Raw genomic sequence first — 19,716 nt, 5'->3', positions numbered from 1 at the left:
GCAAGGCGGGGGGCTACTTACTTACGTCGGCCAGGAACCGCGCCGTGTCACGGCGCCCGCGCAGACGGCGCACCGGCAGCCCGGGGGCGTGCTCGACCAGCGCGGCCAGCACCCGGGGCCGGGAGTCGCGGGGGTAACGCCAGACGTAGAGCAGGAAGTCGAGATCGAGCCGCTCCGGGCAGCCCTCGGGCAGGTCGGCGCGGGGCGCGGCGCGATGTGCCCACCGGCGGCGGACGATCCGGACCAGGCAGCGCAGCCGGGAGGTGTCGCAGAGCACCAGCAGGTCGGCGCGGGGCAGCCGGAGGTCGAGCGTGCTCGCGTAGTTGCCGTCCATCACCCAGGCCGGGCGGGCGGCGAGCGCTGCCACCTCGGCGCGGAAGTCCGCCGGGGCCGGTGCGGTCCAGCCGGGGCGCCAGTAGTGCCGGTCGAGGTGGATCAGGGGAAGGTCGAGTCGCCGGGCCAGTTCACCGGCGAGCGTGCTCTTGCCGGCGCCGGAGGCGCCGACGACCAGGATGCGTCGCACCGGGTGACGGTAGCGCCGTCCGGCACGGCGGTCGGTCCCGAGCGGCGGTGACGTCGGCGTCGGGCCACGGGTGCGGCCCGGCCGGCGTCACCGCCGGACGGCGTACGTCACTGACGGGTGTCCATCGAGGTCTGCAGCGCGCGGCGCATCTGCTCGCGCGCCTCGTCGGTGGTGGTCTCGGTCTGCGGCTTGCGCTTGCTGGGCATCTGAGGTCCTTCCAGGGTGCGGTCCGCCGGACACGGCGGCCCTACGGGCGCCCGGCTGCGGTCCGGGATCACCGGAGCGGCTCGCCTGGCAGCGTGAGCCCGGGTCGGTCTGACCCTGGAGGGAGGCGAGGCCGGGTGCGGCAGCACCGCCCGTGACCAGCGCCGCGAAGCGCCGGCCCTCACCCAAATTAACGTTCACTTTCCAGATGCTGCCCACAGTTCCCGAAATGCGGAAAGATCAACCTCGTCGTCCGGCTCAGCCGGCCGTGTCAGCGGGCCAGGAAGTGCCAGCCCAGCCACCACCAGAAACCGAACAGGCCGATCCGCCCGACCGGCACCGGGCCCACCTCGTACCGCATCACGAAGGCGCAGACGTCGGCCAGCGACGGGACCCGCGAGCCCTCCCGGCGCGCCACCCATTCGACGACCGCGAACAGCACGAGCGAGACCAGAAACCCGCCGATCGCCAGTGCCCGCATCATCGGCGCACCAGTCCCCAGAACGTGGACAGCCACGCGAACCAGGCCGCCGAACGGATCACGCTGTCCTCCAGCAGCGGATCGGCCAGCCGGGAGAGGGTGGGGAAGTCGTCACCCGCCGCCGCCATGAACGTCGCCCCCTCGAAGACCCCGAAGACGGTCACCGGCACCAGCCACCAGAGCGCGACCGACGGCAGCCGGCGGGGCGCCGGGCGCCGGGGCACCCGGTTGCTCAGGCCGACCCAGATCAACCCTCCGCCGGTGGTGAGGATGTAGAGGTTGGCCGCGGTCGAGAAGGACGGAAGTTGACCGCCGACCAGGGACAAGCAGATCAGCACCGGCACGGAGACGACCGGCCGGTCCCAGGCCCGGGGCGCCTCGACGGTGAGCTCACGGGGATGATCCATCACCCGATTGTCCCCAGCGTCACGCACGGCGGAAAGGCTGGCACGCCTCGTAATCCCTGGAAAAGCCGCCGATCAGCTCACACTTCCGATCATCGCCGCGCCTCGGCCCGGCAGAAATATCGGCACAATTCCGCTTTTAGGGGGCTACCAGCGTTGCGGTAGCGAGTTCGGCCCGGATCCGTCCGACCAACTCGTCGAGCGCGCCCCGCCCGGTGAAGCCGGCCGCGAACCGGTGCCCGCCACCGCCCAGCGCCACCGCCACCGCGCTCACGTCCACCGCGCCCTTGCTGCGCAGCGACACCGCCCACTCGGCCTCGCCCGCCTGCTTGATCACGCAGCTCACGTCCGCCTCCTCGGTGCACCGCACCGAGTCGATGAGCGCCTCCAGCACGTACGCCGGCTGGTCGTGCCGGACCAGGTCCTCGCGGGTCGCGTACGTCCAGACGAGCCCGTGCCCGGCGGCGGCCGCCGGTTCCAGCGTGGCCCGGCCGAGCACCTCGCCGAACAGGCGGACGGCGCCGAACGGGCGGGTGTCGAACACCCGCCGGGAGATGTCGCCGGGCCGGATGCCGGTGGCCAGCAGACGCGCCGCCATCCGGTGCACGGCAGGCGTGGTCGCCTCGAAGCGGAACGAGCCGGTGTCGGTGGTCAGCGCGACGTAGAGCCCGGTCGCCACCTCCGCGTCGAGCGTCGCCCCGAGCCGGTCCAGCAACTCCAGCGCGACCACCGAGGTGGCGGCGGCGTGCGGGTCGACCAGGTTGATCCGGCCGAAGCCGGTGTTCGAGGCGTGGTGGTCGAGCACCAGCGAGGTGCCCGCCGTGTCCAGCCGGCCCACCAGGTCACCCAGCCGCGACTCGCTCGCCGCGTCGAAGCAGATCACCAGATCCGGATCGGGGTACGTGTCGTCCTGCGGCACCAGCAGCTCCACGCCGGGCATCCAGCGGAACGGCTCGGGCACCTCCGGCGGGCCGGGGAAGGTCGCCTGGAGATCGCGTACGCCGAGCCGCCGCAGACCCAGCCCGAAGCCGAGCATGCTGCCCAGCGCGTCCCCGTCCGGGTTCACGTGGCAGATCAGCAGCACCCGCGCGTCGGCGGGAAGGTCGCGTACCGCCGCGACGGCCGCCGCCCACTCCGATTCGGCCGGGCCGGCCGGCAGGCCACCCGCGACGGCGACCTCGGTCACCGGCGGTCGCCCTCGCGCGGCTCGTCGTCGGCGGCCGGCTCGTCGTCCGCGGCGTCCTCGTCGTCCTCGACCCGGTACGGCTGGGCGTCGCCCGCGTACGAGGACTTGGCGGCCAGCCGCTGCACCTCGGCGTCGGCGGTACGCGCTGCGGCGAGCAGGTCGTCGATGTGCTTGACCTGGTCCTGCACGTCGTCGAGGACGAAGGTCAGCGTCGGCGAGTGCCGCAGCCCGAGGGCCTTGCCGACGGTGCTGCGCAGCATGCCCTTGGCGCTCTCCAGCGCGGCGGCGGTGCTCGCCTGGGCCGCCGCGTCACCGAGCACCGTGTAGAAGACGGTGGCGTCGCGCAGGTCGGCGGTGATCCGGGCGTCGGTGATCGTGATCATGCCGAGCCGGGGGTCCTTGATCTGGCTGCGCACCACCGACGCGACGAGTTCCCGGATACGCTCCGCGTGCCGGCGAACCTTTGCCTGATCCGTCATGTCCCCCACCTCCGGGATCACCTGTACCGATGACGGCGCCGGGTCACCGTGCGACCCGGGCCGTCGGCCGGAGACGGCGGGCGCGTGGGCGCCGCCGGGTCCGACCGCCCAACGCTGAAGAACACTACCCGCGTCCCACCGGACCTCACGCGGCACGGGCGGAGTACCGCGCGACGCGCCGTCAGTCGTCCTCGCCGTGCAGGCGACGGCGCACCGACAGCAGTTCGGTCTCCGGGCGGGCGGCGACCAGCCGCTCACAGGAGTCGAGCACCTCGCGGACGTGGGCCGGCTCGGCGGCCACCACCGCCACCCCGATCTCGGCCCGGCCGTGCAGGTCCAGCGCCCCCACCTCGGCGGCGGAGACCTCGAACTTGCGCAGCGCGGCGACGATCGGCCGGACGTAGGACCGCTTGGCCTTCAGGGACCGGGAGTCACCCGGGAGCAACAGGTCGAACAGTGCGGTTCCGGTATACACGGCGAGCAACGGTACGCCGGGTGGCGCACCCCGGCACGCGATTAAGGCGCGACCGCCACCAGCACGTCCCGCTCGATCGCCTGGTCGACCCGGTGGGCGAAGTCACCGAAGCCGGGGCCGTCGAGCACGCGCAGCCCGGCGTCGGCCAGCACCGCCTCCGCCTGCGCCCGCGGCGCCACGTGGGTGTTCCAGGACAGCCCGAGCGCGCCACCGGGGCGCAGCAGCTCCCGCCACACCGGCACGGCCGCGGTGAGCAGCTCCAGCGGGCTGCGGGACAACCCCTGATCGGTACGGCTGCCGTGCGCCACCCCGTACGGCGCGTCGGTCACGATCACGTCGGCGCAGCGGGGGCGCAGCGCCTCGCGGGCCCGGGTGGTGTCGGTGTTCAGCACGGTGACCCGCTGGGTGGCCCCGGCCCGGTGCTCGTCCCGCGACGGCGCGAGCACCGCCTCGAACCGGCGGGCCACCAGCTTGCGGTCCCGGCGCACCGACGTCGACTCGGTGGTGTGCTTGAGCCGCTTTCGGCGCAGCCAGGTACGCAGGAACGTCGCGTACGCGTCGACGTCCTTGCTGTCGCGCTCGACCCCGATGCCGTCGTAGCCGTACATCAGCGCCTGGTTGAGCGTGGTGCCCCGGCCGCAGAGCGGGTCCAGCACCACCACCGGCCCGTCCAGCATCCGGGGCGCGGCGGCGGAGGCGAGCACTGTGACGTTGAGCAGCAGCCGGGTGAACTGCTCGTTGGTCTTGCCGGCGTACTTGGGGATGGTGATCAGGTCGGAGTCGTACCGGGCCAGCGGGCTCAGCGGCACCGGCCGCAGCAGGTCGTCACCGACCCGCTCGAACAGCGCGTACGCCGCCGACAGGTTCGCCAGGTGGGCCAGGTCCCGCTCGCCGAGTCCGGGTTCGGGGGCGGTGAACGTCAGGTACTCCACCCCGCCGATCCGGGTGACCTCGGCGTCGCCCGGCACCACGTCGAGCACGCCGGAGCCGGCGAACACGGCCAGTTCGGCGCGGGCCAGCCGGGCCGCCGCGTCGGCGTAGACGCGGTTGGCGGAGGGGGCGAGGAGCAGCGCGTACCGGATCACGCCGCAGATTGTCGCAGCCTGCGGAAACGGCGACGGCCGGGGCCCGAAGGCCCCGGCCGCCGACCGGTCGTACGTGTGGAACTCAGGCGCGCGGCTTCTCGCGCATCTCGAACGTCTCGATGACGTCGCCGACCTGGACGTTGTTGTAGCCGCCCAGCGTCAGACCACACTCGAAGCCCTCGCGGACCTCGGTCGCGTCGTCCTTGAACCGCTTCAAGGAGCTGATCGTGAGGTTGTCCGCCACGACCGCACCGTCCCGCAGCAGCCGCGCCTTGGCGTTGCGGCGGATGAGGCCGGACCGGACGATACAGCCGGAGATGTTGCCGATCTTGGACGAGCGGAAGACGTCGCGGATCTCCGCGGTGCCCAGCTCGACCTCCTCGTACTCCGGCTTGAGCAGACCCTTGAGCGCGGCGTCGATCTCCTCGATGGCCTGGTAGATGACCGTGTAGTACCGGATCTCCACGCCCTCGCGGTCGGCCATCTCGCGGACCTTGTTCGAGGCCCGCACGTTGAAGCCGATGATCGTGACCGCCTCGGACGAGGCGCTCGCGAGCATGACGTCGCTCTCGGTGATCGCGCCCACGCCCCGGTGGATGATCCGAAGCTGGACCTCCTCCGGGATGTCGAGGTTGAACAGCGCGTCCTCGAGCGCCTCCACGGAACCGGAGACGTCGCCCTTGAGCACCAGGTTGAGCGAGGTCTTCTCGCCCTCCTTGAGCTGCTCCATGAGCGTCTCGAGGGTGGCCCGGCCACGGGAGTTGGCGAACGACGCCGCCCGCCTCCGCGCCTGCCGCTGCTCGGCGATCTGCCGCACGGTGCGGTCGTCCTCGGCGGCCAGGAAGGTGTCACCCGCACCCGGCACCGTGGTCAGACCCAGCACCATGACCGGACGCGCCGGACCGGCCTCGTCGACCGGCTTGCCGTTCTCGTCCAGCATGGCCCGCACGCGGCCGTGCGCCCCACCGGCGACGATCGAGTCACCGGCACGCAGGGTGCCCTTCTGCACCAGCACGGTCGCCACCGCGCCACGGCCCTTGTCCAGGTGCGCCTCGATCGCGACACCCTGCGCCGGCCCGTCGATCGGAGCGGTCAGCTCCAGCGACGCGTCGGCGGTCAGCAGCACGGCCTCGAGCAGTTCCTCGATGCCGATGCCGGGCTTGGCCGCCACGTTGACGAACATGGTGTCGCCGCCGTACTCCTCGGCGACCAGGCCGTACTCGGTCAGCTGCTGGCGGACCTTGTCCGGGTTCGCCTCGGGCTTGTCGACCTTGTTGACCGCGACCACGATCGGCACGTCCGCCGCCTTGGCGTGGTTGAGCGCCTCGATGGTCTGCGGCATCACGCCGTCGTCCGCCGCCACCACCAGGATCACGATGTCCGTGACCTGGGCGCCACGGGCACGCATGGCGGTGAACGCCTCGTGACCCGGGGTGTCGATGAACGTCACCGCGCGGTCCTCGCCCTCGTGCGGGACGTGGACCTGGTAGGCGCCGATGTGCTGGGTGATGCCACCCGCCTCGCCGGCCACCACGTTCGCCTTGCGGATCGCGTCGAGCAGCTTGGTCTTACCGTGGTCGACGTGACCCATGACGGTCACGACCGGCGCACGGCTGACCAGGCGGTCCGCCGCGACCTCGGCGTCGAGGTCGATGTTGAACTGCGCGAGCAGCTCGCGGTCCTCGTCCTCCGGGCTGACGATCTGCACGTCGAAGCCGAGGTGCTCACCCAGCAACTGCAGGGTCTCGTCGGAGCACGACTGGGTCGCCGTCACCATCTCGCCCAGGTTGAACATCTCCTGGACCAGCGAACCCGGGTTAGCGTTGATCTTGTCGGCGAAGTCCGACAGCGAGGCGCCACGGGACAACCGGACGACCTGACCCTGACCGCGGGGCGCGCCCGAGGACATGGTCGGGGCCGACAGGTTGTCGAACTCCTGTCTGCGCTGCTTCTTGGACTTGCGACCGCGGGTCGGGCGACCGCCCGGACGCCCGAAGGCACCCGCAGCGCCACCGCCACGGCCACGACCGCCGCCACCGGGACGGCCACCGCCGCCGACCGGACCACCCGGACGGAAACCACCGCCGGGAGCACCGCCACCGCCGCCGGGACCGCCGCGGTAGCCACCGCCACCGCCGCCACCACCGGGACCGCCGCGGTAGCCACCGCCACCGCCGCCACCACCGGGTCCGCCGCGGTAGCCACCGCCACCGCCACCGGGACGACCGGCGCCACCACCGGGTCCGCCACGACCGCCACCGGGGCCGCCGGGACGGCCGGTGGTCGGACGCTGGCTCGGCATCGAGGCCGGGCTCGGCCGCGGCGGCATCGACGCCGGGCTGGGCCGCGGCGGCATGCCGGCCGGGCTGGGACGGGGACCGCCCGCACCGGCGGCCGGGGGCCGCTGCTGCTGGCCGCCCTGGATGCCGAACGGGTTGTTACCGGCGCCGCGCGCCGGCGGACGACCGCCGGGCCGGGCACCGGGGCCCTGACCCTGGCCCGGACCGCCGGGGCGACCGGCGGCCGGGGAACCCGGACGCGGCGGCATGGCGTTCGGGCCGGGACGCGGGCCGGGACGGGGACCGCCCTCGGCCGGAGGCTCCCGGCGTACGGTCTCGCGCTGCTGCTGGCGGGCGGCCTGCGCGGCCTTGACCGCGGCCTCCTGCTCAGCCTTCAGCGCGGCGGCACGCGCTTCGGCGGCCGCCACTTCGATGTCGTGCGCGCTCGCCGGCTTGGCGACCGGAGTCGCCGGCTGCGGCGGGCCGGGGACCGGGCCCTTGGGCTTCGGTCCAGGGGTCGGCGCAGCCGGACGCCGGGGCGGCATCGGCTTGGCCGAGACCCGGGGGGCACCCGGGGTCGGGGTGGGCGTCGGGGTCGGTGCCGGACCGCTGGGCGCGGCAGCCGGCGGGCCGGCGGGCGCCGACGAACCGGCTACGAAGGCGCTACGCAGCCGCCGGGCGACAGGCGCCTCGACGGTGCTGGACGCGGACTTCACGAACTCGCCCATTTCCTTGAGCTTGGCGAGAACGGTCTTGCTTTCGACCCCGAGCTCCTTGGCAAGCTCGTGTACGCGGGCCTTTCCTGCCACTGCACTCCTCACTCCGAGGTCGTGCGGGCAGCACCCGCAGCGACCTCACTCGTGCACTTGAAGCCTGGTCATTTCAGGGACTTCATCGTGTGCTCATGTCGGTCGTCCTACCTTGCTAGCGACCCTCGACCGGTCGGGCTTGACCGGTCGTCGGGGGTTGCGCGTCGACGTGCTCCGCAAGCGCACCGTGGTCAGGAACCCCGGTGAGGCGCAGTGCCCGCCCGAAGGCGCGACGCCGCACCGCCTGCGCGAAGCAGGCCGGATCAGGGTGCATGTTCGCTCCCCGACCCGGCAGTCTGCGGGCCGGATCGGGCCTGAGACTGATGTGACCAGCCTCGTCACCGATCGCGACAACCCGCAACAACTCGCTGGCCGGCGCCCGTTTCCGGCAGCCCACACAGGTGCGCTCCGGAATCGCGCGTCGTGCCACTGAGTAAGTCTACCCCTAGCCGCCGGAGATCGCGCCGCCCGGCTCCGGGACGTGATCAGCTCCGCCCCGGCTCTGCGGGGCCGCGGTCTCCGCGTCGGACCGGATGTCGATGCGCCAACCGGTCAGGCGGGCCGCCAGGCGGGCGTTCTGCCCTTCCCGGCCGATCGCGAGCGAGAGCTGGAAGTCCGGGACCGTCACCCGGGCGGTACGGGAGGCCAGGTCGACCACCTCGACCCGCAGCGCCTTGGCCGGCGACAACGCGTTGCCGACGAACGTCGCGGGGTCGTCCGACCAGTCGATGATGTCGATCTTCTCGCCGTGCAGCTCGCTCATCACCGCGCGGACCCGCTGCCCCATCGGGCCGATGCAGGCGCCCTTGGCGTTGACGCCGGACGCGGTGGAGCGGACCGCGATCTTCGTACGGTGACCTGCCTCACGGGCGATCGCGCCGATCTCCACGGTGCCGTCGGCGATCTCCGGCACCTCCAGCGCGAACAGCTTCTTCACGAGCGCCGGATGCGACCGGGACAGCGTGATCTGCGGGCCGCGCATGCCCTTGGCGACGTGCACGACCACGCAGCGGATCCGCTCGCCGTGCTCGTACCGCTCGCCGGGGACCTGCTCGGACTGCGGCAGGACACCCTCCAGCTTGCCCAGGTCGACGCTGACGATGCCCTTCTCCCGGCGCGTCTCGTGCGCCTGCACCACGCCGGTGACCAGGTCACCGTCGCGGCCCACGTACTCGCCGAAGTGCACCTCGTCGGTGGCCTCCCGCAGCCGCTGGAGGATCACCTGCTTGGCGGTCATGGCGGCGATCCGCCCGAAGTCGTGCGGGGTGTCGTCCCACTCCCGGGTGACGGTGCCGTCGGCGTCGAGCTCCTGCGCGAAGACCGAGGCGGCCCCGCTCTTGCGGTCGATCTCCACCCGGGCGTGCGACTCGGCGCCGTCGGTGTGCCGGTAGGCGGTCAGCAGCGCGGTCTCGATCGCCGCGAGGATCGTGTCGAACGGGATCTCCCGCTCGCGCTCCAGGGCGCGCAGCGCCGCGAGGTCGATGTTCACCTCTCCTCGTCCTCCAGATCTTCGTCGTCGTCGGTGTCTGTGTCGTCGCCGAGGTCCTCGTCGGCCAGGTCGTCCAGGCGGCTGAACTCCACCTGGACCCGGCCGGGCCCGAGTTCGGCGTACGGGTGTGCCACGGGGCCGGCGTCGGTCTCCAGCTCCACGCGCTCGTCGTCGGCGGCCGTGATCCGGCCGGTGAGCTGGCGGTCCCCGGCGTCGCCGCGGACGGTGACCTTGACCAGCCGGCCCACGTTGCGCCGCCAGTGCCGGGGCAGGGTGAGCGGGCGGTCCACGCCGGGCGAGCTGACCTCCAGCTGGTACTCGCCGGCCACGATGTCGCCGCCGGACTCCTCCGCCGCGTCCAGGGCCGCCGACACCGCCCGGGAGACGTCCGCCACGGCGTCCAGGTTGATCCCGCCGTCGGCGTCCACGATCACCCGGACCACGTGCCGCCGCCCGGCGCGGGAGACGGAAAGGTCCTCCAGGTCGTAGCCGGCCGCGGCGACGACCGGTTCGATCACCTCGCGCAGCCGGTTGCGGCGCGCGTTCAGATCGCCACGGGGTGCGCCGCTGCGCTCCGCGCCGCGGGGGCCGTCGGACCGGCGGGGCCGCCCGGCGGGCCCCGTCGGCCGGGTGGCACGGCCACGCTGCGTCATTCCGCGCACCTCTCCTGCTGTTGCCACGACCCGCGGGCCGTGTTGTCCCGGGCCGGTGCGGGCGGTCGGCCCGCCATACCGGCACGCCACCGGGGCGTCCGCGCCCGGTGGTTGCGCAGAGCGTAACGCTAACGGCCGCGGACGGACCCGGCGGCGCACCGAGACCCTGACCCACGAGGCGGCGCGAATGGTGTTGACTCTGTCAGGTGGGGACCGGCAGAACACCATCCGACCAGGTCAGAGCGGGGCATTCCCGGCGCTGGCTGCTGCGCGCCGGAGGGCTCGTGGCGCTCGGCGGCGCGGCCGCGCCGCTGACCGGTTGTGATCTTTTCGACCGCGACCAGGAGCCACCGGCGCCTGATGCGCTGGAGCCGCTGGCCGCCGAGGCGCTGGCGCTGGAGGCCCGCTACCGGGCAGCCGCCACCGCCGCCCCGGCGCTCGCCGGACGGCTCACCCCGATCGCCGACGCGCACAAGGCGCACGCCGAGGAGCTACGCCGGGTCATCGGCCGGCCAGCTCCCTCCGGCACGCCGGCGGCCGCCGGCTCGGCGAGCGCGCCCGCGCCCGACGCCGTGCTCACCGAGCTGCGTCAGGCCGAGCAGGAGGGCCGGACCAACGCGGCGAAGGCCTGCGCCGAGGCGCCGGCCGAGCGGGCCGCGCTGCTCGGCTCGATCGCCGCCGCGCGGGCGACCCACGTGGAGGCCCTGAAGTGAACAACCCGACGACCGGCCCGGCCCAGGCCCTCGCCGACGCGCTCGCCGCCGAGTACGCGGCGATCTGGGCGTACGGGGTGATCGGCGTGCACCTCACCGGCGCGGCGCGGACGGCGGCCCGGGCCGCCGAGGCGGCGCACCGGTCCCGCCGCGACGCGCTGCTCCTGCAGCTCGCCGAGGGCTCCGGGCAGGTACCCGCGGACCGGGCCGGGTACGCGCTGCCCTATCCGGTCACCGACCGGGCGGGAGCGCTGCGGCTGGCGGTGGAGATCGAGGAGCGGACCGCCGGGCACTGGCGGGCCGCGCTCGCGCACACCGGCGGCGTGGAGCGGAACACGGCGCTCGCCGCGCTCACCGACTGCGCGCTGCGGGCCACCCGCTGGCGGCGTACGGCGGGCGTGACACCGGTCACCGTTCCGTTCCCGGGCCGCCCCGCCTGAGCGCGACGCCGGTCACCCGGCGAAGCTTCCCGGTTGCGCTGCGCATACCAGGTATGCATACTCGCGGTCATGTCCATCCGTCACGGCCTGCTCGCCCTTCTCGAACGCGGCCAGATGTACGGCTATCAGCTCCGTGCCGCGTTCGAGGAGTCCACCGGGTCGACCTGGCCGCTGAACATCGGGCAGGTCTACACCACGCTGGCCCGGCTGGAACGCGACGGACTGGTGCGCCCGCTGCCGGAGAACGAGAGCGGGCAGCGGCCGTATGAGATCACCGACGCCGGACGGGCGGACCTGGCGATGTGGTTCGCCACCCCGATCAGCCGCGCCGACCGGCCCCGCGACGAGTTGTCGATCAAGCTGGCGCTGGCGTTGACCACGCCGGGCGTCGACGTGCGGGCGGTGGTGCAGACCCAGCGCACCGCCACCATGCGCGCGCTCCAGGAGTTCACCCGGTTGAAGTACACGAGCGACAAGCCGGAGGATCTACCCTGGCGGCTGGTGCTGGACGCGATGATCTTCCAGACCGAGGCCGAGGTGCGGTGGCTCGACCACTGCGAGACCAGCCTGGTCCGGCACCGCCCGGCGCCGATCCGGGCGGTCGACCACCCCGAGGCGGTGGACCGGGCCGGCGACGAAGCCCGCCGGTGAACCGGCACGGGAGGCGCTGATGGACCCGATCGACGGGGTGCTGGAACTGCGGGACGTACGCCGTACCCACGGCACCGGTGAGGCCGCCGTGCACGCGCTGCGCGGCGTGAGCCTGACCGTGCGGGCCGGGGAACTGGTGGCGGTGATGGGCCCCTCCGGGTCCGGCAAGTCCACGCTGCTGGCGCTCGCCGGCGGCCTGGACCGGCCCACCGGCGGCGAGGTGGTGGTCGAGGGCGAGGCGCTGGTCGGGCTGTCCGCCCGGGAGCTGGCCCGGCTGCGCCGCCGCCGGATCGGGTACGTCTTCCAGGATCTGAACCTGCTCGGCAGCCTGACCGCGGTGGAGAACGTGGCGCTCCCCCTGGAACTGGACGGCGCCGGCGTACGGGCGGCCCGCCAGTCGGCCCTCGACGCGCTGCGCGAGGTCGACCTGGAGGACCTGGCCGACCGCTTCCCGGACCAGATGTCCGGCGGCCAGCAGCAGCGGGTGGCGATCGCCCGGGCCCTCGTCGGCGAACGCCGCCTGGTCCTCGCCGACGAGCCGACCGGCGCGCTGGACTCGCAGACCGGTGAGGCGGTGCTGCACCTGCTGCGCCGCCGGGTGGACGCCGGGGCGGCCGGGGTGCTGGTCACCCACGAGGCCCGGCACGCGGGCTGGGCGGACCGGGTGGTCTTCCTGCGCGACGGGGTGATGGTCGACTCGACCGCCCCGCTGATCGGCGTCGACCACCTGCTCAGCGGCAGCATCCGGTGACCGGCGGCCGCCTCGCCGCCGTACGCGGATCGTGGCGGACCGCGCTGCGGATCGCCCGCCGGGAGGCCCGGCGGTCCCGGCGGCGCACGCTGCTGGTGCTGGTGATGATCGCGCTGCCGGTGCTCGGCCTCAGCTTCGCCGCGGTCAGCTACGACATGTCGGATCTGACCCGCGCCGAGCGGATCGAACGCCAGCTCGGCGGCGCCGACGTCGCGCTGCGCTGGGAAAGCCTGACGGCGGTGAGGCAGGACGCCTGGGGCGAGTCGGCCTGGCCGGTCGAGGGCGAATGGGTCGGCCGGACCCGTCCGGCGACCGCCGAGGAGGTGCGCGCGCTGCTGCCCGACGGCAGCCGGGTCGCCCGCACGCGCTGGTGGATGACGTTCTCGACCCGGATCGGCCGGCACGTCGAGTCGCTCGACGCGCGCGCCCTGGACCTGACCGACCCGCTCACCCGGCCGCTGGCCCGGGTCCTCGACGGCCGGCCGCCGGTGCGCCCGGACGAGATCGCGGTCAGCCCGGCCGCGCTGCGCCGGCTCGACACCCGCATCGGCAACCCGGTACGCACCATCGACGGCGCCACGTACCGGGTGGTCGGGGTGGTGGAGTACCCGGACAACCTCCGGGAGGTGATCACGCTGGCCGGGGTGACCCCGGAGACCGCGGCCGGCAGCGACACCTGGCTGGTGGACCTGCCCGGCCCGCTCGACCCGGGGCTCGCCGACCGGCTGAACGCGCAGGGCATCCAGATCGTCGTCCGCGACCCGCTGCCCGGGCGGGAGGAGCTCACCCGCGGTATGCGCGTGCCGGACGCCGACGAGGCCGGCGTCGTCGGCGTGGTCGGCGGGCTGGGCCTGCTGGAGGTGGTGCTGCTGGTCGGCCCGGCCTTCGCGGTGAGCGTCCGCCGTCGGCGGCGCGACCTCGCGCTCGTCGCGGTGGCCGGTGGCGACGCCTCCCACCTGCGCCGGATCGTGCTCGCCGACGGGGTGGTGCTCGGCGCCGGCGGGGCCGCCCTCGGGCTGCTGCTCGGCATCGGCGCCGCGTTCGCCGGCCGGCCGCTCGTCGAGCAGTACCTGCTCGGGGAGCGCCTCGGGGCGTACCGGATCTTCCCGACCGCGCTGGTGGCGATCGCCGCGACGGCGGTGCTGGCCGGGGTGCTGGCGGCGATGGCGCCGGCCTGGACGGCGGCCCGGCAGGACGTGACGACCGGCCTGGCCGGCCGGCGCGACGGGTCCCGGCCCCGCCGCCGCTGGCTGCTGATCGGGGTGGCGCTCACCGTCGCCGGGACCGCGATCGCCGCGTTCGCCGCCGGCCGCACCTCGCAGACCGGCGTGCTGGCCGGTGTCGCCCTGGGCGAGCTGGGGCTGGTGTTCTGCACCCCGACGCTCGTGGGCGTGCTGGGCCGGGCCGGCCGGCTGCTGCCGCTCACCCCCCGCCTCGCGTTGCGCGACGCCAGCCGCAACCGGTCGTCGGCCGCGCCGGCCATCTCGGCGGTGATGGCCGCCGTCGCCGGAAGCGTCGCGCTCGGCGTCTACGTGGCGAGTGACGAGACCCGCTCCCGGGAACTCTGGCAGCCCGGCCTGCCGCCGGGCAACGTGCTGCTCACCCACTCCGGCGAGATCCCGACGGGCCCGCCGTCGGCCGAGGCCGTCGCCGCCCGGGCCCGCACGGTCCTGCCCGACGCCACAGTGGTGTCCGTCGCGACCCCCGGGTGCGCCGGCGACGTCCGGGACAAGAACGACTGCGCGGCGTACGCGCTCGTTCCGCCGGAGCGGCGCTGCCCGTACACCTCCTCCGACCCGGTCCCCGACGCGGCCCGGCGCGATCCGCGCTGCGTGAGCCCCTTCCAGGAGCCGGTCGACGTCTACCTGCCGGCGCTCGTGGACGACGGCGCCGCGCTGGCCGCGCTCACCGGCGCGCCCGCCGACGAGCTGGCCGCCGCGCGCCGGACGCTCGCCACCGGCGGCGTGGTGGTCACCGACGCCCGGCGGGTGGTGGACGGGCAGGTCCGGGTGGAGGTCAACTACAACTCCGGCGGCCCGCCCACCGGGCGTCTCCTGCCCGCGTACGCGCTGCGCGGCGGTCTCAGCGTCGACCGGCTGGTGCTCTCCCCCGCCGCCGCGGACGCGCTCGGCCTGTCCGCCGTACCGCTTGGCTACCTGCTGGATACCGCCGGCTCGCCCACCGATCGGCAGATGGAGATGCTGACCGACGAGCTGTACGACATCGGGCCCATGTCGGCGCAGGTGGCGACCGCCGACCCGCCGTCGGACCAGCGCCCGATGCTGCTCCTGCTGGCGGTGGCCTCGGGGGTGATCACGCTGGGCGCCGCCGCTGTCGCCACCGGCCTCGCCGCGGCCGAGGGCCGCCGGGACCTGTCCACGCTCGCGGCGGTGGGCGCCGATCCCCGGGTACGCCGCCTGCTGTCGCTCTGCCAGGCCGGGGTCATCGCGGTGCTCGGCTCCGCGCTGGGCATCGTCGCCGGGCTCGGCTCCGCCGTGGTCGTCCTGGCCGCGCTCAACCAGCGGTACGCGGATTCCTGGCCGGTGCAGCCGCCGTACCCGGTGACGGTGCCCGGCGTGACGCTCGCCGCGCTGGTCGTGGTGCCGCTGGTGGCGATGGGCGGCGCGGCGCTGTTCACCAGGTCCCGCCTGCCGATCGAACGCCGGCTCGACTGAGCCGGCCGCCCATGCATGATCACACCATTTCGCCGGAGTGGCGGCATCGCGGTGGGGTGGATGCCACCACTTCGGGGAAATGGAGTCGACCTTGGAGCGGACTGACCGTCCGAGGGGGTGACGGGGCGCGGTGCGGGCGGCACACTTGTCGGATGTCAGCCCTGGGAACCCTCACCCGCCGTCTCGGTCACCAGCGTTGGTTCGGCGCCACCATGCGCCTGCTCGTCCCGGCCGACCGGCTGGTCGGCCGGATGACGAAGGGCCGAGTGGTCGCCTTCGGGCTCGTGCCCACGCTGGTGCTCACCTCCACCGGCCGCCGCTCCGGCAAGCCCCGCAGCAACCCCCTGGTGTACGTCCCCGACGGCGACGCCTACGTGGTGATCGGCTCGAACTGGGGGCAGCAGCACCAGCCGTCCTGGACGTTCAACCTGATGGCTAATCCGGCCGCCGAGGTGGACGTCAAGGGCCGCCGGATCCCGGTCACCGCCGAGCAGGTCACCGGCGAGGAACGGGAACGGCTGTTCCAGCGGCTGGTGCAGGAGTGGCCCGCGTACCGCACGTACGTCGAGCGCGCCGGTAACCGCGAGATCCGCGTGTTCCGGCTGGTCCCGAACGTCGAATCGGCCACCTGAGGTGCGCTCGCCACGCTCCGCTAGAGCACGTCGTAGACGTCGCTACGGTGACCGAGGTGCACCACCAACACGATTAGTTCCTCGTCGCGGACGGTGTACACCACGCGGTAGGAGCCGACGCGGATACGTAGGAGGCCCGGATGCCCGGCGAGCGCTTTGACACCGGCGGGCCGTGGTTCAGCCGCGAGAGCGGCGATCGCGTCGACGAGACGAGCCTGCACCGGCCGGTCGAGCTTGCGGAGGAGCTTGGCGGCGGCGCGCTCAATCGTGACCGTGTAGCTGGACGGGGTAAGCCCGCTCACAGGCCCAGCTCTTTCCGTAGGTCAGTGAGAGAGACCGGCGCCTCGCCCGCGTCCAGACGGGCAAGGGCGGCTCGCGCGGCCTCGACGTCGATCGCATCCTCGGCGCGTTCGATCGCCTCGGCGAGGTCCGCCGGGACAATGGCAGCCAGCCGCTGCCCGCGACGAGTGACGTAGGTGATGCGGCCGGCGTAGTGAGCGCGTGAGACGACATCCGCGAGATTCTCGCGAGCGTCGGAGATCGGAAGCTCGGCAGCGGGCTCGGTCATACCTAGAGCGTACAGCTCGTACGACTCGTACAACTGGAACTGACGACGTTGCGGATTGGCGGTGGCCTTGGCCGACGAACGAGACTCCGAGCGGCGTCTGGACGACCCGCGGTGGCAGGTGGCCGGGCGCGTCGGTGACGCCGTCCTGCGGCGGTTCCCGGCCGACGTGCTGGCGGTCGCCGTACACAGTGCACTCGCGCACGGCGACGACGACGGCGGCGGGGACCGCGAGGTCGGGTTGCTGGTCGTCACCTACCGGCCCGGCGCCGGGCCGCCGCCGTCCACCCGCCGGGTGGACGGGGTGCTTGTCGACCTCACGGTGGCCGGGGCGGACGACTACCTGCGCCGGGCGACGACGATCACGTCCCGCTGGCCGCTCAACGCCCGCCAGTGAGGTACGTCGAGAGTAAGGACATCTCGGACTAGCCCTGACCTGGGTTCTCCTAACACTCGCCAGGTGGACGGCGGATCGCACTATTGCAGGAGCACAACCCTGGTGACTACCTGACGAGCCAGGCTGAGCGCAGCTAAGAAGATCAGCCGCAAACATCCCCTGCGGGGCAGAGCGGCGCACCTGGGGGCAGGGACAGCCACGAACCGAGAAGTTCGCAGCTCAGCGCTTCTGAAACAAGATCGACGCATAGTGTGCGTAGCGCTCCAAAGCCCAATCGAGCTGAGCGCAGGAGAACCAGTCTCGGCACTGTAGGCATGCCCCTGCTTGCCACGGCCGGTCAGGTGACGAAGTCCAGTGAACTTCGAGAATGCGATGGGCTTCGAAGACTTCCCGGGCTGTGGAGACTGGCTCATCGATTGGCATGGCAGAACAACCCTCCCCGGCGAAGCACGAATAGACCCCACCTGGGGGGCAGAGTCCGTGCGTCGCGCTCCCCCAGGTGGGCTTTCGGCCGGAACCCAGGAGTTTGCCGAAACCAGGGAACCGACTCAGCCAGCAACCTATTCCAACTTGTAGGAGTAGGCAACCCGCCACGCTCCGGAAATCATGAAACTTGCTGGAGCAGGTTCGGCCGTGATCAAATTGGCCTGCCGAAACCAGGGAACCAGCGGAGATCAACTCATGCCGACGGAGAGAGTCGACTACCGGCGCATCGCGAACGACATCACGGAGAAGATCAAGTCTGGTGAGCTTGCGCCCGGTACCAAGCTGCCCTCTACCCGTGAGCTAGCTGAGCAGTACGGCGTGCATATCTCCACGGTTAACCGAAGCATGTCGATTCTCAAAGATCGTGAGTTGGTTGAGGGGCACCCTGGAAAGGGTGTCTACGTAGCCGAGCCCGAATAGTTAGGCTCACGGCTGAATGAGCAACGGCCAGGGACAAGAGTTACGGGAATCTGAACGCCTTCAGTATCTCGGCACAGCTCTGACGGCTGCGCCATTCGCTGTGGCGATCATTAGGATTGCTGCCGTCTCCGAGCTAAACCCAACCGTACTGGCAATCCTTCTGCAAACCGCGAACTATGCCACCCTCTTCATCCGGTCGGTGATAGACCTACTGCCTATGGTGGCCGTCATTATGGTCGCCACTGTTGTGGCGACAAAACGTGTTCTTATGCCTGGACAAAAGCGGAGGGTGGGTCGTCTACTCCAAGGCTTCATCGTCTTCGGCTGGCTCGGCGTGCTGTTCATAACGCCGCTTCACCTCGCTGCCCTTATCGCCATCATCGCCGCATGGCTTCTTCTGTACCGCTTCGTCCATAAGGACATCACGCGACTGTCGTGGTCTAAACGGCGGGAAGCCGAGAGGAAAGAACTGAGGGAGCAAATCCTTCTCGCAGCGGGGATGCTGGCTGGCTCCCTACTTATCCTTTCCCAGCAAATGTGGCTACCTCCGCAGATCCTAGAGTACGGGACAGAAAGGCACGTAGCCTACGTCCTCGAAGAGAAGGATAGAACAACTACGCTGCTAACCGAGCCTGACAGACGACTTCTTGTCGTCAATACAGACATAATCCAAACCCGCCAGCCCTGCACAAAGGACCATTCATGGGCAAGCAGACCACTCATCAGCCTCATAAGTAACCAGTCCCCGCGATTGCCGAACTGCCCCGAAAAATAAGAGCGAGGTCGTCACTCGTCGGGGTTGGGGCTTGGTTGTGGATTTACAGGGTCGCGGCCTGTGGGTTGCTGAGGAACTGCCGAGTTAGCCTCAGCCTCCTCGCTCACGCTTTCCGGATCAGGCGAGCGCCGCTCACCCCCATCATGCCCCTCGACTACGAACCCCATTTCCTCGTTATCGAGCTTGGATACCGTGTAGCCAGCGGGCCAACGGTGGCCTCGCGTAAGACATGCCCTAGCGAGCTCGAAATCACCCACTCCATTAGTTTGCCTGAACGACACCACGTTCCGGAAAGTTGCATGCCGAAACGTGTACGTGTCAAAGTCGGCGCGGTCAACGAGAACGGCGCTGTCAAATATGGTGCCACTACAGATGAGAAAATCCGCTTCGGAGTCGCTAAAGTCAACAAAACCACGGAATCTTGACTTCGCAAAGTTCGCCTGTCCCGCAAGGTATAGAGCGCGAAAGTCGGATCGGCCATAGAAATCTGCACCAACCGCGTGCACCATCCCCGCAGCGCAGTGAGCGAGGCTGAAGTCAATAAGTGCCGCTCCCGTCAGATCAACGTGCATGTCGCTCCAGAAATAATCACCTCCCTCCACCGAGAACGGGAAGGTATCAATGCTCACAGTTTCATAACGCAAGTGTTTAGCGAGAATCCGCTGCGCAGTTAGTCTTACCTGGCGTTCATGATGGCGTTTCACGTCCTCCTCACCGCTTTGTCCATCAGGCTCTAAAACATCATCCGGCATCTCATACGGCATACGAAGATACGCGCAGAACAAATCCACAATAGTTTGTCGGTGCTCAGGGTTACCCTGCCCCAGTCGCTCAAGCGCGTAGAGCGCCGCCAAACGAACTGCAGCGTTCTCTGACCCCAACTGCTCAGCAGCCTTAACGTAAAGGTCTGTCACTCGCCGCTCTGTCGCGTCATGCCTCGCGTCGTCGGCTGTTCGGTTCTTATGGGCCTGGTCGTCATAATCAACGCGCTCTTTGACGTATTGCCGACGTAGAGCCAGGAACAGGGCAATCAAGCCGCCAGTTCCAGCACCGACCGCAAGAATGTTACGAATGACGTCTACGCGAAGTTGTGCTGCCCGAACAGCAAGGTCCGGCGAAGTTATGAGCCTCGCCGGAACCTTTG

22 protein-coding genes and 1 pseudogene are annotated in these 19,716 nt (G+C 71.4%); 9 read left to right on the top strand and 14 right to left on the bottom strand.

Features of this window, described 5'->3' with window-relative positions:
* Window positions 1-13 precede the first annotated feature (13 nt).
* From A8711_RS23390 to rimP, 11 genes and pseudogenes are all read right to left on the bottom strand, one after another.
* Complete coding sequence (locus A8711_RS23390; protein ID WP_043325807.1) at window positions 14-523, bottom strand: adenylate kinase; 510 nt, start codon at window positions 521-523, stop codon at window positions 14-16.
* Window positions 524-998: 475 nt separating this feature from the next.
* On the bottom strand, window positions 999-1,208 hold the full coding sequence (locus tag A8711_RS23385; RefSeq protein WP_176722875.1) for a DUF6186 family protein: 210 nt from the start codon (window positions 1,206-1,208) through the stop codon (window positions 999-1,001).
* Complete coding sequence (locus A8711_RS23380) at window positions 1,208-1,615, bottom strand: hypothetical protein (protein ID WP_043325811.1); 408 nt, start codon at window positions 1,613-1,615, stop codon at window positions 1,208-1,210. Before A8711_RS23380 ends, A8711_RS23385 begins: the two co-directional genes overlap by 1 nt.
* A 136-nt stretch (window positions 1,616-1,751) precedes the next feature.
* Window positions 1,752-2,798, bottom strand: coding sequence for a bifunctional oligoribonuclease/PAP phosphatase NrnA (locus A8711_RS23375; protein WP_064447083.1), 1,047 nt, complete (start codon window positions 2,796-2,798; stop codon window positions 1,752-1,754).
* Window positions 2,795-3,277: a 30S ribosome-binding factor RbfA gene (rbfA, locus tag A8711_RS23370; protein ID WP_043330546.1), complete on the bottom strand. Its 483-nt coding sequence runs from the start codon at window positions 3,275-3,277 to the stop codon at window positions 2,795-2,797. The genes A8711_RS23375 and rbfA overlap by 4 nt, the downstream gene beginning before the upstream one ends.
* A 181-nt stretch (window positions 3,278-3,458) precedes the next feature.
* On the bottom strand, window positions 3,459-3,752 hold the full coding sequence (locus A8711_RS23365) for a DUF503 domain-containing protein (protein WP_043325814.1): 294 nt from the start codon (window positions 3,750-3,752) through the stop codon (window positions 3,459-3,461).
* Between the two features lie 41 nt (window positions 3,753-3,793).
* Window positions 3,794-4,837: a TRM11 family methyltransferase gene (locus A8711_RS23360; protein WP_064447082.1), complete on the bottom strand. Its 1,044-nt coding sequence runs from the start codon at window positions 4,835-4,837 to the stop codon at window positions 3,794-3,796.
* 82 nt (window positions 4,838-4,919) lie between these two features.
* The gene (gene infB, locus A8711_RS23355) at window positions 4,920-7,925 is read right to left on the bottom strand and encodes a translation initiation factor IF-2 (protein WP_069089329.1); all 3,006 of its coding nucleotides are present in this window, start codon (window positions 7,923-7,925) and stop codon (window positions 4,920-4,922) included.
* Between the two features lie 93 nt (window positions 7,926-8,018).
* Window positions 8,019-8,355: pseudogene (locus tag A8711_RS31710) on the bottom strand (YlxR family protein).
* Window positions 8,356-8,370: 15 nt separating this feature from the next.
* A complete protein-coding gene (gene nusA, locus A8711_RS23350; protein WP_030503423.1) occupies window positions 8,371-9,414 on the bottom strand; it encodes a transcription termination factor NusA in 1,044 nt (347 codons plus the stop codon).
* Window positions 9,411-10,067 carry a ribosome maturation factor RimP gene (gene rimP / locus A8711_RS23345; RefSeq protein WP_069089328.1) on the bottom strand — a complete coding sequence of 219 codons (657 nt, stop codon included), beginning with the start codon at window positions 10,065-10,067 and terminating at the stop codon, window positions 9,411-9,413. Before rimP ends, nusA begins: the two co-directional genes overlap by 4 nt.
* Window positions 10,068-10,330: 263 nt before the next feature.
* On the opposite strand from rimP, the gene A8711_RS23340 reads away from it, so the two are divergent.
* The 6 genes from A8711_RS23340 (at window position 10,331) to A8711_RS23315 (ending at window position 15,929) form a co-directional block, all read left to right on the top strand.
* Window positions 10,331-10,780 (top strand): hypothetical protein, encoded by a 450-nt coding sequence (locus A8711_RS23340; protein ID WP_176722874.1) that lies wholly within the window; start codon window positions 10,331-10,333, stop codon window positions 10,778-10,780.
* Window positions 10,777-11,220 carry a ferritin-like domain-containing protein gene (locus A8711_RS23335; RefSeq protein ID WP_069089327.1) on the top strand — a complete coding sequence of 148 codons (444 nt, stop codon included), beginning with the start codon at window positions 10,777-10,779 and terminating at the stop codon, window positions 11,218-11,220. Before A8711_RS23340 ends, A8711_RS23335 begins: the two co-directional genes overlap by 4 nt.
* A gap of 69 nt (window positions 11,221-11,289) precedes the next feature.
* Window positions 11,290-11,871: a PadR family transcriptional regulator gene (locus A8711_RS23330; RefSeq protein ID WP_030503427.1), complete on the top strand. Its 582-nt coding sequence runs from the start codon at window positions 11,290-11,292 to the stop codon at window positions 11,869-11,871.
* Between the two features lie 19 nt (window positions 11,872-11,890).
* Complete coding sequence (locus tag A8711_RS23325; protein WP_069089326.1) at window positions 11,891-12,622, top strand: ABC transporter ATP-binding protein; 732 nt, start codon at window positions 11,891-11,893, stop codon at window positions 12,620-12,622.
* Entirely contained in the window at window positions 12,619-15,297 is a 2,679-nt protein-coding gene (locus A8711_RS23320) for an FtsX-like permease family protein (protein WP_069089325.1), read from the top strand. The genes A8711_RS23325 and A8711_RS23320 overlap by 4 nt, the downstream gene beginning before the upstream one ends.
* A 152-nt stretch (window positions 15,298-15,449) precedes the next feature.
* Entirely contained in the window at window positions 15,450-15,929 is a 480-nt protein-coding gene (locus tag A8711_RS23315) for a nitroreductase family deazaflavin-dependent oxidoreductase (protein WP_069089324.1), read from the top strand.
* Window positions 15,930-15,949: 20 nt separating this feature from the next.
* On the opposite strand, the gene A8711_RS23310 is transcribed toward A8711_RS23315, so the two are convergent.
* Window positions 15,950-16,195, bottom strand: coding sequence for a type II toxin-antitoxin system RelE/ParE family toxin (locus tag A8711_RS23310; protein ID WP_073830496.1), 246 nt, complete (start codon window positions 16,193-16,195; stop codon window positions 15,950-15,952).
* A 32-nt stretch (window positions 16,196-16,227) separates the two neighbouring features.
* Window positions 16,228-16,497, bottom strand: coding sequence for a type II toxin-antitoxin system prevent-host-death family antitoxin (locus A8711_RS23305; protein ID WP_026268006.1), 270 nt, complete (start codon window positions 16,495-16,497; stop codon window positions 16,228-16,230).
* Between the two features lie 67 nt (window positions 16,498-16,564).
* Here A8711_RS23305 and A8711_RS23300 point away from each other — a divergent pair, with 67 nt between their 5' ends.
* From A8711_RS23300 to A8711_RS32160, 3 genes are all read left to right on the top strand, one after another.
* On the top strand, window positions 16,565-16,891 hold the full coding sequence (locus A8711_RS23300; RefSeq protein WP_233607827.1) for a hypothetical protein: 327 nt from the start codon (window positions 16,565-16,567) through the stop codon (window positions 16,889-16,891).
* Between the two features lie 606 nt (window positions 16,892-17,497).
* On the top strand, window positions 17,498-17,797 hold the full coding sequence (locus A8711_RS23295) for a winged helix-turn-helix domain-containing protein (RefSeq protein ID WP_369830125.1): 300 nt from the start codon (window positions 17,498-17,500) through the stop codon (window positions 17,795-17,797).
* A 16-nt stretch (window positions 17,798-17,813) separates the two neighbouring features.
* Window positions 17,814-18,572, top strand: coding sequence for a hypothetical protein (locus tag A8711_RS32160; RefSeq protein WP_124778973.1), 759 nt, complete (start codon window positions 17,814-17,816; stop codon window positions 18,570-18,572).
* An 11-nt stretch (window positions 18,573-18,583) separates the two neighbouring features.
* Here the strand turns inward: A8711_RS32160 and A8711_RS32510 are convergent.
* On the bottom strand, window positions 18,584-19,716 hold a 1,133-nt coding region (locus tag A8711_RS32510; RefSeq protein ID WP_176722868.1), incomplete at its 5' end, for a pentapeptide repeat-containing protein.

This window comes from Micromonospora sp. II, assembly GCF_001709195.1.
GTDB lineage: Bacteria > Actinomycetota > Actinomycetes > Mycobacteriales > Micromonosporaceae > Micromonospora > Micromonospora chalcea.
The sequence above is the reverse complement of the archived record's forward strand: the minus strand, read 5'-3'. Positions and strand labels throughout refer to the sequence as shown.

Coding starts and splice junctions, on each gene's coding strand:
- A8711_RS23295 (WP_369830125.1), top strand. CDS start 17,498: ATGAAACTTGCTGGAGCAGGTTCGGCCGTGATCAAATTGGCCTGCCGA.
- A8711_RS23385 (WP_176722875.1), bottom strand. CDS start 1,208: ATGCGGGCACTGGCGATCGGCGGGTTTCTGGTCTCGCTCGTGCTGTTC.
- A8711_RS23325 (WP_069089326.1), top strand. CDS start 11,891: ATGGACCCGATCGACGGGGTGCTGGAACTGCGGGACGTACGCCGTACC.
- A8711_RS23380 (WP_043325811.1), bottom strand. CDS start 1,615: ATGGATCATCCCCGTGAGCTCACCGTCGAGGCGCCCCGGGCCTGGGAC.
- A8711_RS23330 (WP_030503427.1), top strand. CDS start 11,290: ATGTCCATCCGTCACGGCCTGCTCGCCCTTCTCGAACGCGGCCAGATG.
- rimP (WP_069089328.1), bottom strand. CDS start 10,067: ATGACGCAGCGTGGCCGTGCCACCCGGCCGACGGGGCCCGCCGGGCGG.
- A8711_RS23305 (WP_026268006.1), bottom strand. CDS start 16,497: ATGACCGAGCCCGCTGCCGAGCTTCCGATCTCCGACGCTCGCGAGAAT.
- rbfA (WP_043330546.1), bottom strand. CDS start 3,277: ATGACGGATCAGGCAAAGGTTCGCCGGCACGCGGAGCGTATCCGGGAA.
- A8711_RS32160 (WP_124778973.1), top strand. CDS start 17,814: ATGAGCAACGGCCAGGGACAAGAGTTACGGGAATCTGAACGCCTTCAG.
- A8711_RS23315 (WP_069089324.1), top strand. CDS start 15,450: ATGTCAGCCCTGGGAACCCTCACCCGCCGTCTCGGTCACCAGCGTTGG.